Genomic DNA, 15,858 nt, shown 5'->3' with positions numbered 1-15,858 from the left:
GGTAGTATTGTAAAATGCCAATAGATAACGATACTCGGAGAGGATTATAATTTTCTTTGGGGATCGTGTTTAAACTGTCGGCTGATTGGCAAGACTGCTATCAATATTGTGTTTTTGCCTTTGTCGATTTTATCTAAATATGTATGATCAGGGTTATGTCGCCATTCGGAGGAGCTAGCAAGCTGAATTTTTAACGGTTTTTATGAAAAAACCTTTTTCGCTTTTAGCTTGAAGGCGGTGCAGAGGGACAGTCGGAGTGTGTCGCTGTTGGAATTATACCACTTTCTGATTTTCATTAAACAGGAAAGGGAGCCCGTTTCATTACAACATTCACATCACATTCGTATTTATGCGAATGCTTTTCTATGTAAACGGAAGATGTGAACAATGCAAATATTGTGGCGATTCATTTATGTTAGCTACAATATATAATTTATTGCTTGGAAAGTCAATCGGCATTCCGGCAATTCAGACAGACCTTTATCCGAAGAAGGTTGGTCATGCAGGGAGTATACAGCAGGGAAAACTTGCTGCAGGATGTTGATTTACTGCAATCTTTAAGATTGCAGCTTGAATACATTACTAATGTTTGATTTGAGGGGTGAAGCTGTTGACAGGTCAAGTAGTTCAGTATGGACGACACCGCCAGCGCAGAAGCTATGCACGTATTAGTGAAGTGCTAGAGTTACCGAATCTTATCGAGATTCAAACCGCTTCTTATGAATGGTTCTTAGAAGAAGGATTACGAGAGATGTTCCAGGATATTTCCCCGATCGAGGATTTCGCGGGTAATTTATCGCTGGAATTTGTCGACTATAGCCTTGGCGAACCGAAATATCCAGTAGATGAAGCAAAAGAAAGAGACGTTACCTATAACGCTCCGCTTCGTGTGAAAGTCCGCTTGTTGAACAACGAGACAGGCGAAGTAAAAGAACAGGAAGTATTCATGGGTGACTTCCCATTGATGACAGATACAGGAACGTTCATCATCAACGGTGCTGAACGCGTAATCGTATCACAGCTTGTTCGCTCCCCTAGTGTTTATTTCAGTGAGAAATTCGACAAGAACGGGAAACGCGGCCACACAGCGACAGTCATTCCTAACCGTGGTGCATGGCTTGAGTTCGAGACGGATGCAAAGGATGTGGTCCATGTCCGCATCGACCGTACGCGTAAGCTTCCGATCACTGTCCTGCTTCGTGCACTCGGATTCGGAAGTGATCAGGAAATCATCGATCTTATTGGTGATAACGAGTACCTTCGCAACACATTGGAGAAAGATAACACAGAAACTACCGAAAAGGCATTGCTTGAAATCTATGAGCGTCTTCGTCCGGGAGAGCCGCCTACTGTAGAGAATGCGAAAAGCTTGCTTGTTTCTCGTTTCTTCGATCCAAAACGTTACGACCTGGCACATGTAGGCCGTTACAAAATGAATAAAAAGCTTCATATCAAAAACCGTCTGTTCAATCAGACATTGGCTGAGCCGATCGTCGATGAAGAGACTGGTGAAGTGCTTGCACAAAAAGGCGACAAACTGGACCGTCGTCTGCTTGATAAGATCCTTCCTCATCTTGACGGTACAAATGGCAAGTTCGGTGAGAACATCCTGGAACCGCATGATGGTGTAGTGGAAGATCAAATATTGGTTCAAACAATCAAAATCGTCGACCCGACTGATCCGGAAGGCGAACGTACATTGAACGTCACTGGTAACGCAACAGTCGATGATAGCGTGAAGAACCTGGACCCTGCCGATATCGTGGCAGCTGTCAGCTACTTCTTCAACTTATTATATGAAGTTGGCGACACAGATGACATCGATCACCTTGGTAACAGAAGATTGCGTTCTGTCGGTGAATTGCTTCAGAACCAGTTCCGTATCGGTCTTTCCCGTATGGAACGTGTGGTGCGTGAGCGTATGTCCATCCAGGATACATCTGCCATCACACCGCAGCAGCTGATCAATATCCGACCGGTGATTGCGTCAATCAAGGAATTCTTCGGAAGCTCCCAGCTTTCCCAGTTCATGGACCAGACAAACCCGCTTGGCGAGTTGACGCACAAACGTCGTCTTTCTGCTTTGGGACCTGGTGGTTTGACTCGGGAACGTGCCGGCTTTGAAGTGCGTGACGTACACTACTCCCACTATGGAAGAATGTGTCCGATCGAAACGCCGGAGGGTCCGAACATCGGTTTGATCAACTCTCTTTCCACTTATGCGAAAGTGAACAAATTCGGTTTCATCGAAACGCCTTACCGCCGTGTCGATCCAGAGACGAACCGTGTGACAGATCAAATTGATTACCTTACTGCCGATGAGCAGGATAACTATGTTATCGCACAGGCGAACTCTCCGCTTGCGGAAGATGGCTCCTTCGAGAATGAAGAAGTCGTTGCCCGTTTCCGTGAAGAGAATACAATTGTTGCTCGTGAGCGTATCGATTACATGGACGTATCACCGAAACAGGTTGTATCTGCCGCGACCGCGTGTATCCCATTCTTGGAAAACGATGACTCCAACCGTGCACTGATGGGTGCGAACATGCAGCGACAAGCAGTACCGTTGATGCAGCCGGAAGCACCGATCGTAGGTACAGGTATGGAATATGTATCCGGTAAAGACTCCGGTGCAGCAGTCATCTGCAAAGCGGAAGGTATCGTGGAGCGCGTCGAAGCGAAAGAAATCATTGTACGCCGTATCACAGAAGTTGGCGGCAGTGAAGTGAAAGGCGATACAGATCGTTATCGTCTGCAAAAATTCAATCGTTCCAACCAAGGAACTTGCTATAACCAACGTCCGATCGTCAGTGTCGGCGACCGTGTCACAAAAGGTGAAATCCTTGCTGACGGACCTTCCATGCAGGATGGAGAACTTGCTCTTGGACGCAACGTACTCGTTGCCTTCATGACATGGGAAGGTTACAACTACGAGGATGCCATCATCATGAGCGAACGCCTTGTGAAAGATGATGTATACACATCCATCCATATCGAGGAATACGAATCAGAAGCGCGTGATACGAAGCTTGGACCGGAAGAAATCACTCGCGACATCCCGAACGTCGGGGAAGATGCGCTGAAGAACCTTGATGAACGCGGAATCATCCGTGTAGGTGCCGAGGTTTCCGATGGTGATCTGTTGGTTGGTAAAGTAACGCCTAAAGGTGTGACGGAGCTATCTGCAGAAGAACGTCTATTGCATGCGATCTTCGGCGAGAAGGCTCGCGAAGTCCGTGATACATCCCTTCGCGTACCTCACGGTGCCGGCGGTATCGTATTGGATGTCAAGATCTTCAACCGTGAAGACGGAGATGAACTGCCACCGGGTGTAAACCAGCTTGTACGTGTTTATATCGTTCAGAAACGTAAGATTTCTGAAGGGGATAAAATGGCTGGACGTCACGGTAACAAAGGGGTAATCTCCAAAATCCTTCCAGAAGAGGATATGCCGTTCATGCCGGACGGAACGCCAGTCGATATCATGCTTAACCCACTAGGGGTACCATCCCGTATGAACATCGGACAGGTGTTTGAGCTTCACTTGGGTATGGCAGCTCGTGCGCTGGGCATCCACGTTGCAACACCGGTATTTGATGGTGCGCGTGAAGAAGATGTTTGGGAAACGCTCGAAGAAGCTGGTATGCCGCGTGATGCGAAGACGATCCTTTATGATGGCAGAACCGGTGAACCATTCGATAACCGTGTATCTGTCGGTGTATCGTACATGATCAAGCTTGCCCACATGGTTGATGACAAGCTGCATGCTCGTTCCACAGGTCCTTACTCACTGGTTACGCAGCAGCCGCTTGGTGGTAAAGCACAGTTCGGCGGTCAGCGTTTCGGTGAGATGGAGGTATGGGCACTGGAAGCATATGGTGCGGCGTATACCCTGCAAGAGATCCTTACTGTCAAATCCGATGACGTAGTCGGACGTGTGAAGACGTATGAATCCATTGTCAAAGGTGATAATGTACCAGAGCCTGGTGTGCCAGAATCATTCAAAGTATTGATCAAAGAGCTTCAGAGCCTTGGTATGGATGTCAAGATCCTCAATGGTGATGAAGAAGAAGTAGAAATGCGAGAACTCGAAGATGAAGACGAGACGCAGGTACCTGACCGCATCAATCTTGATGTACAGGAAGGTTAATGCGCCCAAACATCGACTGCAGGGCAGTAACGGGATACTAAAAGGGAGGTAGGCCCCTTGATAGATGTAAATAATTTTGAGTTTATGAAAATAGGTTTGGCTTCACCTGATAAGATTCGTTCTTGGTCTTACGGAGAAGTCAAAAAGCCGGAAACGATCAACTATCGTACATTGAAGCCTGAAAAAGACGGTTTGTTCTGTGAGCGCATCTTCGGTCCGCAAAAGGACTGGGAATGCCATTGCGGTAAATACAAGCGCGTCCGTTATAAAGGCGTCGTATGTGATCGCTGCGGCGTGGAAGTCACCAAAGCCAAAGTGCGCCGTGAGCGCATGGGACACATCGAGCTGGCAGCTCCTGTGTCTCATATTTGGTACTTCAAAGGTATTCCGAGCCGTATGGGTCTTGTACTGGATATGTCTCCTCGTGCGTTGGAAGAAGTCATCTACTTTGCAGCGTACATCGTAACAGATGCCGGAGATACAGCACTTGAGAAGAAGCAGCTTCTTTCCGAGAAAGAATACCGCTTGTATCGTGAGAAATACGGTAATACATTCCAAGCTCAAATGGGTGCAGAAGCGATCCGCAAGCTCCTTCAAGACATCGACTTGGAAAAAGAAGTGGAAACACTTCGCGAAGAATTGAAAACAGCACAAGGTCAGCGCAGAACGCGTGCGATCAAGCGCCTGGAAGTGATGGAAGCATTCCGTCATTCCGGCAATGAACCTTCTTGGATGGTATTGGATGTACTTCCGATCATTCCTCCGGAGCTTCGCCCGATGGTTCAGCTTGATGGTGGCCGATTCGCCACATCTGACTTGAACGACCTTTATCGCCGGGTAATCAACCGGAATAATCGTCTGAAACGCCTTTTGGACCTTGGTGCACCTAGCATCATCGTACAAAACGAGAAACGCATGCTGCAGGAAGCAGTCGATGCGTTGATCGATAACGGCCGCCGCGGCCGTCCGGTCACAGGTCCTGGTAACCGTCCATTGAAATCTCTTTCTCATATGCTGAAAGGTAAACAAGGACGTTTCCGTCAGAACTTGCTTGGTAAACGGGTAGACTATTCCGGACGTTCCGTAATCGTCGTAGGTCCGCATCTGAAGATGTATCAGTGTGGTCTTCCGAAAGAAATGGCGCTTGAGCTATTCAAACCATTCATCATGAAAGAATTGGTTGAAAAAGGACTTGCGCATAACATCAAATCCGCAAAACGCAAAATCGAACGCTTGCATCCGGAAGTATGGGATGTACTCGAAGAAGTCATCCGTGAGCATCCGGTATTGCTTAACCGTGCACCTACGCTTCACCGCCTAGGAATCCAGGCATTCGAACCGACGTTGGTAGAAGGCCGCGCGATTCGTCTTCACCCGCTTGTATGTACAGCTTATAATGCTGACTTCGATGGTGACCAGATGGCCGTTCACGTACCTCTATCTGCGGAAGCGCAGGCAGAGGCTCGTATCCTTATGCTTGCTGCACAGAATATCTTGAACCCGAAAGACGGTAAACCAGTCGTGACACCGTCCCAGGATATGGTACTAGGTAACTACTACCTTACTCTTGAGCGTGAAGGTGCAATCGGCGAAGGCAAAGTCTTCAAAGATGTCAACGAAGCGATGCTTGCTTACCAAAATGGTTATGTACACCTGCACACTCGTGTGGCGGTAGATGCCGGCTCTTTGAAAAATGAAACATTCACGGAAGAGCAAAACAACCAAATCCTGCTTACAACAGTGGGTAAACTTATCTTCAACACGATCTTGCCGAGCTCGTTCCCTTACATGAACGAACCGACTCGCGAGAATCTGGAAGAAAAAACACCTGCACACTACTTCGTTGAGAAGGGTGCGAATATCAAAGAGGAGATCGCGAAACGCGAGATTATCTCCCCGTTCAAAAAAGGTTTCCTAGGCGACATCATTGCCGAGGTGTTCAAACGCTTCAAGATCAGTGAAACGTCTAAAATGCTTGACCGCATGAAGGACCTTGGATTCAGCTATTCCACTAAAGCAGGTATTACGGTTGGTATCTCCGATATCGTCGTATTGAAAGAGAAAACGGAAATCCTTGATGAAGCACAATCCCGCGTGGATAAAGTGCTGAAGCAGTTCCGTCGCGGTTTGATCACGGAAGAAGAGCGATATGACCGAGTCATTTCCATCTGGTCCAAAGCGAAGGATGACATCCAGGATCGCCTGATGAAGTCCTTGAGCAACCGCAACCCGATCTTCATGATGAGTGATTCCGGTGCCCGCGGTAACGCATCCAACTTCACGCAGCTTGCTGGTATGCGTGGTTTGATGGCCAACCCGGCTGGTAGAATCATCGAGTTGCCGATCAAGTCCAGTTTCCGTGAAGGTCTGACAGTACTAGAGTACTTCATCTCTACACACGGTGCGCGTAAAGGTCTGGCCGATACAGCCCTGAAAACTGCCGATTCCGGTTACTTGACTCGTCGTCTTGTCGACGTGGCGCAGGATGTCATCATCCGTGAAGAAGATTGCGGAACCGACCGCAGCTTGAGAGTCCGCGCACTGACTGAAGGAACTGAAATGATCGAACCATTGTATGATCGCCTTGTCGGCCGTACAGCGTTCGAGAATGTCAAACATCCTGAAACAGGCGATGTGATCATCAAGAAAAACGAATTGATCGATGAAGATACAGCAAGACAAATCGTTGATGCAGGTATCGAAGAAGTTGCCATCCGCACAGTCTTCACATGTAACACGAAACATGGTGCATGTAAGAAATGCTACGGCCGCAACCTTGCTACTGGCAGCGACGTCGAAGTCGGCGAAGCAGTCGGTATCATTGCTGCACAATCCATCGGTGAGCCAGGAACACAGCTTACAATGCGTACGTTCCACACAGGCGGTGTAGCCGGTGACGATATCACGCAAGGTTTGCCTCGTATCCAGGAATTGTTCGAGGCGCGCAACCCTAAAGGTCAGGCTGTCATCTCTGAGATCAAAGGTACAGTCATTGAAATCAATGAAGTGAAAGAAAAGCAAGAAATCGTCATTCAAGGTACAGTGGAAACGAAGACTTACACAGCTCCATATGGTGCACGCCTGCGTGTGGCTGAAGGAGATGCGATCGAAGCTGGTCAGGAGCTTACAGAGGGTTCTGTCGATCCGAAAGAATTGCTTCGCGTTCGCGGTGTAGCCGGCGTTCAGCAGTATCTATTGAAAGAAGTGCAGAAAGTATACCGTATGCAAGGGGTAGAAATCGGCGATAAACACGTAGAAGTAATGGTTCGCCAAATGCTTCGCAAAGTACGTGTCATCGATTCTGGTCAAACAGATGTATTGCCGGGATCACTTCTTGAGATCCATCAATTCAAAGAAGCAAACCGTGAAGTCTTGCGGGAAGGTTTCCAGCCAGCCAGCGGTAAACCAGTATTGCTGGGTATCACGAAAGCTTCTCTTGAAACGGATTCCTTCTTGTCTGCCGCGTCCTTCCAGGAGACTACTCGTGTCCTGACCGATGCAGCCATCAAAGGTAAGCGCGATGAACTTCTCGGTTTGAAAGAGAATGTCATCATCGGTAAGCTTGTTCCTGCAGGTACTGGCATGCCGCAGTACCGCAAGATCAAAGCGAAGCTGGAAGCGCCTGAAGAAGTGACAGAAGGCCAGGAGATCGAATCTGTAACACCGTAACGGTGCCCTAATAAACAAGGAAACAAAATAATTGTCGGAAGCACTGTAAATCTCTTGTGAAGGTGATTGACATCAGCTTCCTTGAGTGATACTATATTCAAGGTGCTTCCGATTCTCCTTGTATACTTTGGAGGATATGCATATGTCTTATGAAAAAGTAGCACAAGCTAATACGGGAATCGTTATCGGAACCAAACAAACACTCAAGGCCATGAAGCAAGGCCAAGTGAAAACAGTTGTCATTGCAGATGACGCTGCCGAGCATATTACCAGCCAGGTGAGAAAGCTGGCAGAGGAATTAGGCATACCAGCGATCCAAGTCGATTCTATGAAACGATTAGGTGAAGCTTGTGGCATAGATGTAGGGACAGCTACTGTGGCAATCAGGAAATAGTTTTGACGCAGCTGATGCTAGCTCAGCTCGTGAAAGCTTTGTTTTTTGCCAAAAAATGAACCACCTGGATGTGTGGTATTACAAAAAGCTTTGAAAGGAGGAAAAAACATGCCTACTATTAATCAATTAGTACGCAAAGGTCGCGTAAGCAAAACAAAGAAATCTGACTCTCCAGCATTGAACAGAGGGTACAACAGCTTCAAGAAGTCTTTGACTAACCAGTCTTCTCCACAAAAACGTGGTGTTTGTACTCGTGTTGGTACAATGACTCCGAAGAAACCAAACTCTGCATTGCGTAAATATGCACGTGTACGTTTGACAAACGGAATCGAGGTTACTGCCTACATTCCTGGTATCGGACACAACTTGCAAGAGCACAGTGTTGTTTTGATCCGCGGCGGACGTGTAAAAGACTTACCGGGTGTACGTTACCATATCGTACGTGGAGCTCTTGATACTTCAGGTGTTGACGGCCGCGCACAAGGTCGTTCCAAATATGGTACGAAACGCCCTAAAAAATAAGACAAAAATAAGCTAACCATCATAGGAAAGGAGGAGAACATATGCCAAGAAAAGGTCCTGTAGCTAAACGTGATGTGTTGCCAGATCCGTTGTATAACTCTAAATTGGTAACTCGTTTGATCAACCAAATCATGGTTGACGGACAACGCGGTAAAGCTCAAAAGATTCTTTATGCAGCATTTGAACTAGTTAAAGAACGTAGTGGAAACGATCCAATGGAGGTTTTCGAACAGTCCATGAAGAACGTCATGCCCGTACTTGAAGTACGCGCACGCCGTGTGGGTGGTTCCAACTACCAAGTACCAGTTGAAGTACGTCCAGAGCGTCGTCAAGCACTAGGTCTTCGTTACATTGTCAACTACTCCCGTCTGCGCGGTGAGAAAACAATGGAAGAGCGCCTTGCCAACGAAATTCTTGATGCTTCCAACAACACAGGTGCTTCTGTTAAAAAACGTGAAGATATGCATAAAATGGCGGAAGCGAACAAAGCGTTTGCTCACTACCGCTGGTAATATCTATCTTAAATTCACTCTAGGAAGGAGAAATACCGAATGGCTAGAGAGTTCTCCTTAGAAAATACGCGTAATATCGGTATCATGGCTCACATCGATGCCGGTAAAACAACTGCAACAGAGCGTATTCTATTCTATACAGGACGTATCCATAAAATCGGAGAAACTCATGAAGGTGCTTCTCAGATGGACTGGATGGAGCAGGAGCAGGAACGTGGTATCACTATCACATCCGCTGCAACAACTGCTCAATGGAAAGGCCACCGTATCAACATCATCGATACACCGGGACACGTAGACTTCACAGTTGAAGTAGAACGTTCCCTGCGTGTACTTGATGGAGCGGTAGCTGTGCTTGATGCACAGTCCGGAGTTGAGCCGCAAACTGAAACAGTTTGGCGTCAGGCTACAACTTACGGTGTACCACGTATCGTCTTCGTTAACAAAATGGATAAAACAGGTGCAGACTTCCTTTATTCCGTTAAAACGATGCACGAACGTCTGGGCGCTAATGCGCACCCAGTACAACTTCCGATCGGTGCGGAAGATAATTTCGAAGGAATTATCGACCTTATCACAATGGAGGCTTTCTATTATCTCGATGATTTGGGTCAGCGTACAGATGCTCGTCCTATTCCAGATGATATGAAAGAACTTGCGGAAGAATACCGCACAAATCTTCTTGAAGCTGTAGCAGAACAAGATGAAGATCTTATGGAACGCTACCTTGAAGGAGAAGAGATCTCTAACGAAGAGCTTAAGCAAGCAGTTCGTAAAGCGACTCTATCTGTTGAATTCTACCCTGTATTCTGTGGTTCAGCATTCAAAAACAAAGGTGTTCAGCTTTTGATCGACGGTATCGTTGATTACTTGCCAGCACCTACCGACGTACCAGCCATCGAAGGTATCGTTCCAGGTACTGAAGAGAAAATCGTACGTAAATCCAGCGACAGCGAACCGTTCAGCGCACTTGCCTTCAAAGTGGCGACTGACCCATTCGTTGGTAAACTTACTTTCTTCCGCGTGTACTCCGGTACATTGGAAGCAGGTTCTTACGTGAAAAACTCTACGAAGGACAAGCGTGAGCGCGTAGGCCGTATCCTGCAAATGCACGCTAACAGCCGCGAAGAGATTTCCAAAGTTTACGCTGGTGACATCGCCGGAGCAGTTGGTTTGAAAGATACTACGACTGGTGATACTCTATGTGATGAAAAATCACTGGTTATCCTTGAGTCCATGGTATTCCCAGAGCCGGTTATCTCTGTTGCGATCGAACCAAAAACGAAAGCGGACCAAGATAAGATGTCCGTTGCCCTTGGTAAACTAGCTGAGGAAGATCCTACATTCAGAACTGAAACAAACCCTGAAACTGGTCAGACTATCATCTCCGGTATGGGTGAGCTTCACTTGGATATCATCGTAGACCGTATGCGCCGTGAATTCAAAGTCGAAGCAAACGTAGGTGCCCCACAGGTAGCATACCGCGAAACATTCCGCGCAGCTGCTGAAGTCGAAGGTAAATTCGTACGTCAGTCCGGTGGTCGCGGTCAGTACGGTCACGTTTGGATCAAATTCGAGCCGAACGAAGAAGGTGCTGGTTTCGAATTCGAAAACAACATCGTTGGTGGTGTCGTTCCTCGTGAATACATCCCATCTGTTGAAGCTGGTATCAAAGAAGCGATGGAAAACGGTGTATTGGCTGGTTATCCGCTAATCGACGTAAAAGCATCCCTATTTGATGGTAGCTACCACGATGTCGACTCCAACGAGATGGCCTTCAAGGTTGCAGCTTCCATGGCGCTTAAGAACGCCAAGAGCAAATGTCAGCCGGTACTCTTGGAACCACTTGTAAAAGTGGAAGTCGTAATCCCAGAAGAATATTTGGGAGACATCATGGGTGATATCACTTCCCGTCGCGGACGTGTCGAAGGCATGGATACTCGCGGACCTTCCCAAGTAGTCAATGCATTCGTGCCGCTTTCCGAAATGTTCGGTTACGCAACAGCGTTGCGTTCCAACACACAAGGCCGCGGAACTTACACAATGACATTCGATCACTACGAAGAAGTGCCTAAGAGCATCAGTGAAGAAATTATCAAGAAAAACGCTGGTGAATAATTGATTTTTTACCGGTAATCAAGTATAACTTGTATTGGAAGCCTGCGTGCGCGCGCGTATGCTTCCGAAGTACAAGAAACATACTATCTATTACATGAGATATTTCCATATTTAAGGAGGAATTACTAATGGGTAAAGAAAAATTCGACCGCTCCAAATCCCACGTTAACGTTGGTACAATCGGACACGTTGACCATGGTAAAACAACACTAACTGCAGCTATCACAACTGTACTTCACAAGAAATCCGGTTCTGGTGAAGCTATGGCTTACGATCAAATCGATGGTGCACCAGAAGAAAGAGAACGTGGTATCACAATCTCTACTGCACACGTTGAGTACGAAACTGAAACTCGCCACTATGCGCACGTTGACTGCCCAGGTCACGCTGACTATGTTAAAAACATGATCACTGGTGCTGCACAGATGGACGGAGCTATCCTAGTAGTATCCGCTGCTGATGGTCCAATGCCACAAACTCGTGAGCACATCCTGCTTTCCCGTAACGTAGGTGTACCTGCGATTGTTGTATTCCTTAACAAATGTGACATGGTTGACGATGAAGAGCTTCTTGAGCTTGTTGAAATGGAAGTTCGCGATCTACTAAGCGAATACGACTTCCCTGGTGATGATGTACCAGTTATCAAAGGTTCTGCTCTTAAAGCACTTGAAGGCGAAGCGGAATGGGAAGAAAAAATCTTCGAACTTATGGATGCGGTTGATGAGTACATCCCAACTCCTGAACGCGACAAAGAAAAACCATTCATGATGCCAGTAGAGGACGTATTCTCTATCACTGGTCGTGGTACAGTTGCAACTGGCCGTGTTGAGCGCGGTGAAGTAAAAGTCGGTGACGAAGTTGATATCATCGGTCTTAACGAAGCTCCTAAGAAAACAACTGTTACAGGTGTAGAAATGTTCCGTAAGCTTCTTGACTACGCTGAAGCTGGAGACAACATCGGTGCGCTTCTTCGCGGTATCTCCCGTGAGGATGTAAACCGTGGACAAGTACTTGCTAAACCAGGTACAATCACTCCACACACAAAGTTCAAAGCAGAAGTTTACGTTCTTTCTAAAGAAGAGGGTGGACGTCACACTCCATTCTTCTCTAACTATCGTCCGCAGTTCTACTTCCGTACAACTGACGTAACTGGCGTAGTTAACCTTCCAGAAGGTACTGAAATGGTAATGCCTGGCGATAACACAGAGATGTCCGTTGAGCTTATCTCTCCAATCGCTATCGAAGATGGTACTCGCTTCTCTATCCGTGAGGGTGGCCGTACTGTTGGATCAGGCGTTGTATCTGTTATCGAAGCGTAAGCTGAAATAACTATATAGAAGAAACAGACAGCAGACGTGCTGTCTGTTTCTTTTTTTATGCTTATATGCACCAGAGATTGGCAGCACCAGTTGAATGTAAAAAATGCTGAAATGACTTGAAAACCGACTGCATGCTCTGTATAATACATAAAGTGTCATCTTATGGGAGATTACAGTCTATTAGGCTGTAAACTTAGATAAGACTTGCATTGACCGCGTTTTTTCTATATAATTATAATGTTGGTCATTTAAAGGCGATGATGCGGGAGGTTGTTGGCACACCAGGCCCCTTTGCCATGGCAGGGTGGTCAAGTTAATTTCCGCTGAGAATGTCCTAAATAATAAGGGCGATAAAGGAGGGAAAATAATGGCAAAAGAGAAAATCAGAATCCGTTTGAAAGCATACGATCACAGAATCCTTGATCAGTCTGCAGAAAAAATCGTAGATACAGCGAAACGTTCTGGTGCGAACGTATCAGGTCCGATTCCGCTTCCTACAGAGAAATCTGTATACACAATTCTACGTGCGGTGCACAAATACAAAGACTCCCGTGAGCAGTTCGAAATGCGTACTCACAAACGTCTTATCGATATCGTTAGTCCTACACCGCAGACAGTCGATTCTTTGATGAGACTTGATCTACCGTCCGGTGTGGACATCGAAATTAAACTATAATTTTACACAAAATAGGAGGTGTAACGGATGACGAAAGGAATCTTGGGACGCAAGATCGGCATGACACAGCTATTCACTGAAAGTGGTGAACTTCAAGCTGTAACAGTTATCCAAGCTGAACCAAACGTAATTCTTCAAAAGAAAACTGTCGAATCCGACGGTTACAATGCATTGCAACTAGGATTTGCTGATCAGAAAGCAAACAACGCAAATAAACCTGCAAAAGGCCATGCTGAGAAAGCAAACACAACACCTAAGCGCTACATTCGTGAAATCCGTGACGCTGCTCTTGACGAACACGAAGTTGGGCAAGAGATTAGCGTAGAGATTTTCGCTGCAGGAGACGTAGTAGACGTAACAGGTACTTCTAAAGGTAAAGGATTCCAAGGTGCAATCAAGCGCCACAACCAATCCCGCGGACCAATGTCACACGGTTCCCGTTACCACAGAAGACCAGGTTCCATGGGTGTAATCGACCCTATGCGCGTTTTCAAAGGTAAAGCACTACCAGGACAAATGGGCGGCGAGCAAATCACTGTTCAAAACCTTGAAATCGTTAAAGTTGACGCTGAGCGCAACCTTATCCTTGTAAAAGGTAACGTACCTGGTGCGAAAAAATCTTACGTGAAAGTATCAAGTGCCGTTAAAGGTAACTAATTCACAATACGAAGGGAGGATATATCATGCCTAAAGTAGCACTATTCAACCAGAGCGGATCTCAAGTCGGTGAAATCGAATTGAACGATTCCGTATTCGGTATCGAGCCACACACACATGTATTACACGAAGCAGTACTAATGCAGCGTGCTTCCATGCGTCAAGGTACGCATAAAGTAAAAGGACGTTCTGAAGTACGAGGCGGCGGAAGAAAGCCATGGCGTCAAAAAGGTACTGGCCGCGCACGTCAAGGATCCATCCGTTCACCACAATGGGTTGGCGGTGGAACAGTTTTCGGACCGACTCCACGCAGCTACAGCTACAAACTACCTAAAAAAGTTCGTCGTCTAGCGCTTAAATCAGCACTATCTTCTAAAGTACAAGAAGAAAACATCGTAGTATTGGAGAGCCTTGCATTCGATGCTCCAAAAACGAAAGATGTCGTTGCTATGCTTAACGCACTGAACGTTGATAGCAAGGTGTTGATCGTCACTGCAGATAAAGACGAAACTGTTGTACGTTCTGCAAACAACCTTAAAAACGTTAAAGTGTTGACACAAAGCGAAGTTAACGTTCTTGACTTGCTTACGCATGATAAGCTGATCTTAACGAAAGAGGCAGCTGAAAAAGCAGGGGAGGTGCTTGCATAATGAGAGATCCACGTGATATTATTAAGCGCCCTGTAATTACGGAACATTCTTCCGACCTGATGGTCGATAAGAAATACACTTTCGAAGTTGACAAACGTGCCAACAAAATCGAAATCAAACAAGCGGTTGAAGTAATCTTTGGTGTTAAAGTGGAACAAGTGAACACTCTTAACCTTAAAGGTAAATTCAAACGTCAAGGTCGTTATGGCGGATACCGCCCAGATCGTAAAAAAGCAGTTGTAACACTTACAGAAGACAGTAAAGAAATCGACTTCTTCGAAGGTGTTTAAGAACTAAAAGAGAAGGAGGGAAACAACGATGGCGATTAAAAAGTATAAACCGACTTCAAACGGACGCCGTAATATGTCTGTATCGGATTTTGCTGAAATCACAACTGACAAGCCTGAGAAATCATTGCTTGCACCGCTTCACAAACGTGGCGGACGTAACAACCAAGGTAAATTGACAGTACGTCACCAAGGTGGTGGACACAAACGTCAATACCGTATCATCGACTTCAAACGCGACAAAGATGGAATACCAGGACGCGTTGCTACAATCGAGTACGATCCAAACCGTACTGCGAACATCGCTCTAATTCACTATGTAGATGGTGAAAAACGCTACATCCTTGCTCCAAAAGGCTTGGAAGTAGGAATGGAGATCCTTTCTGGTGAAGGTGCTGACTTCAAAGTGGGTAACGCTATGGAGCTTGCTACAATCCCAGTTGGTACGATCATCCACAACATCGAGTTGAAACCAGGACGCGGCGCTCAGCTAGCTCGCTCTGCTGGTGCACAAGCTCAAATCCTTGGCCGTGAAGGCAAATATGTTCTTGTAAGACTGACTTCTGGCGAAGTGCGCCTAGTACTAGGTACTTGCCGTGCGACAGTCGGTCAGGTTGGTAACTTGGAACATGAACTAATCACTGTTGGTAAAGCAGGACGCTCTCGCTGGAAAGGCAAACGCCCTACAGTCCGCGGATCTGTAATGAACCCTAATGATCACCCACACGGTGGTGGTGAAGGACGCGCTCCAATCGGACGTAAATCACCAATGTCTCCATGGGGCAAACCGACACTTGGTTACAAAACACGTAAACGTAACAAGCAGTCCGATAAATTTATCGTACGTAAGCGTAAAAAATAATGTGGTAGCAAGGCGGGGATTTTCACCCGTCTCCATATCGCA

At 46.6% G+C, this 15,858-nt stretch carries 12 protein-coding genes; all 12 read left to right on the top strand.

What is annotated here, in order from left to right:
* Nucleotides 1–610: 610 nt before the first annotated feature.
* Complete coding sequence (gene rpoB, locus MHI54_RS08080) at nt 611–4,150, top strand: DNA-directed RNA polymerase subunit beta (protein WP_095216550.1); 3,540 nt, start codon at nt 611–613, stop codon at nt 4,148–4,150.
* 57 nt (nt 4,151–4,207) lie between these two features.
* Nucleotides 4,208–7,819 carry a DNA-directed RNA polymerase subunit beta' gene (gene rpoC, locus MHI54_RS08075; RefSeq protein ID WP_095216551.1) on the top strand — a complete coding sequence of 1,204 codons (3,612 nt, stop codon included), beginning with the start codon at nt 4,208–4,210 and terminating at the stop codon, nt 7,817–7,819.
* A 142-nt stretch (nt 7,820–7,961) separates the two neighbouring features.
* Entirely contained in the window at nt 7,962–8,213 is a 252-nt protein-coding gene (locus MHI54_RS08070) for a 50S ribosomal protein L7ae-like protein (RefSeq protein WP_340082854.1), read from the top strand.
* Between the two features lie 108 nt (nt 8,214–8,321).
* On the top strand, nt 8,322–8,735 hold the full coding sequence (rpsL, locus tag MHI54_RS08065) for a 30S ribosomal protein S12 (protein ID WP_038565163.1): 414 nt from the start codon (nt 8,322–8,324) through the stop codon (nt 8,733–8,735).
* Nucleotides 8,736–8,776: 41 nt separating this feature from the next.
* Nucleotides 8,777–9,247, top strand: coding sequence for a 30S ribosomal protein S7 (rpsG, locus tag MHI54_RS08060; RefSeq protein WP_093728583.1), 471 nt, complete (start codon nt 8,777–8,779; stop codon nt 9,245–9,247).
* Nucleotides 9,248–9,286: 39 nt separating this feature from the next.
* Nucleotides 9,287–11,365 (top strand): elongation factor G, encoded by a 2,079-nt coding sequence (gene fusA / locus MHI54_RS08055; RefSeq protein ID WP_095216553.1) that lies wholly within the window; start codon nt 9,287–9,289, stop codon nt 11,363–11,365.
* A gap of 128 nt (nt 11,366–11,493) precedes the next feature.
* The gene (gene tuf / locus MHI54_RS08050) at nt 11,494–12,684 is read left to right on the top strand and encodes an elongation factor Tu (protein ID WP_340082851.1); all 1,191 of its coding nucleotides are present in this window, start codon (nt 11,494–11,496) and stop codon (nt 12,682–12,684) included.
* A gap of 367 nt (nt 12,685–13,051) precedes the next feature.
* Entirely contained in the window at nt 13,052–13,360 is a 309-nt protein-coding gene (gene rpsJ / locus MHI54_RS08045; RefSeq protein WP_038565171.1) for a 30S ribosomal protein S10, read from the top strand.
* A 27-nt stretch (nt 13,361–13,387) separates the two neighbouring features.
* Entirely contained in the window at nt 13,388–14,017 is a 630-nt protein-coding gene (rplC, locus tag MHI54_RS08040) for a 50S ribosomal protein L3 (protein ID WP_095216555.1), read from the top strand.
* A gap of 26 nt (nt 14,018–14,043) precedes the next feature.
* Nucleotides 14,044–14,667 carry a 50S ribosomal protein L4 gene (rplD, locus tag MHI54_RS08035; protein WP_095216556.1) on the top strand — a complete coding sequence of 208 codons (624 nt, stop codon included), beginning with the start codon at nt 14,044–14,046 and terminating at the stop codon, nt 14,665–14,667.
* On the top strand, nt 14,667–14,957 hold the full coding sequence (gene rplW / locus MHI54_RS08030) for a 50S ribosomal protein L23 (RefSeq protein ID WP_095216557.1): 291 nt from the start codon (nt 14,667–14,669) through the stop codon (nt 14,955–14,957). The genes rplD and rplW overlap by 1 nt, the downstream gene beginning before the upstream one ends.
* A gap of 28 nt (nt 14,958–14,985) precedes the next feature.
* The gene (gene rplB, locus MHI54_RS08025) at nt 14,986–15,816 is read left to right on the top strand and encodes a 50S ribosomal protein L2 (RefSeq protein ID WP_095216558.1); all 831 of its coding nucleotides are present in this window, start codon (nt 14,986–14,988) and stop codon (nt 15,814–15,816) included.
* The last annotated feature ends 42 nt before the right edge of the window (nt 15,817–15,858 follow it).

The organism is Terribacillus sp. FSL K6-0262 (assembly GCF_037977385.1).
Taxonomy (GTDB): domain Bacteria; phylum Bacillota; class Bacilli; order Bacillales; family Amphibacillaceae; genus Terribacillus.
This window is presented reverse-complemented; position numbering and strand designations above follow the sequence as displayed.

What these genes read in the sequence shown, in the direction of transcription:
- fusA (WP_095216553.1), top strand. Translation starts at nt 9,287, where the DNA reads ATGGCTAGAGAGTTCTCCTTAGAAAATACGCGTAATATCGGTATCATG.
- rplB (WP_095216558.1), top strand. Translation starts at nt 14,986, where the DNA reads ATGGCGATTAAAAAGTATAAACCGACTTCAAACGGACGCCGTAATATG.
- rpsL (WP_038565163.1), top strand. Translation starts at nt 8,322, where the DNA reads ATGCCTACTATTAATCAATTAGTACGCAAAGGTCGCGTAAGCAAAACA.
- rpsG (WP_093728583.1), top strand. Translation starts at nt 8,777, where the DNA reads ATGCCAAGAAAAGGTCCTGTAGCTAAACGTGATGTGTTGCCAGATCCG.
- rplC (WP_095216555.1), top strand. Translation starts at nt 13,388, where the DNA reads ATGACGAAAGGAATCTTGGGACGCAAGATCGGCATGACACAGCTATTC.
- MHI54_RS08070 (WP_340082854.1), top strand. Translation starts at nt 7,962, where the DNA reads ATGTCTTATGAAAAAGTAGCACAAGCTAATACGGGAATCGTTATCGGA.
- rpsJ (WP_038565171.1), top strand. Translation starts at nt 13,052, where the DNA reads ATGGCAAAAGAGAAAATCAGAATCCGTTTGAAAGCATACGATCACAGA.
- tuf (WP_340082851.1), top strand. Translation starts at nt 11,494, where the DNA reads ATGGGTAAAGAAAAATTCGACCGCTCCAAATCCCACGTTAACGTTGGT.
- rplD (WP_095216556.1), top strand. Translation starts at nt 14,044, where the DNA reads ATGCCTAAAGTAGCACTATTCAACCAGAGCGGATCTCAAGTCGGTGAA.
- rplW (WP_095216557.1), top strand. Translation starts at nt 14,667, where the DNA reads ATGAGAGATCCACGTGATATTATTAAGCGCCCTGTAATTACGGAACAT.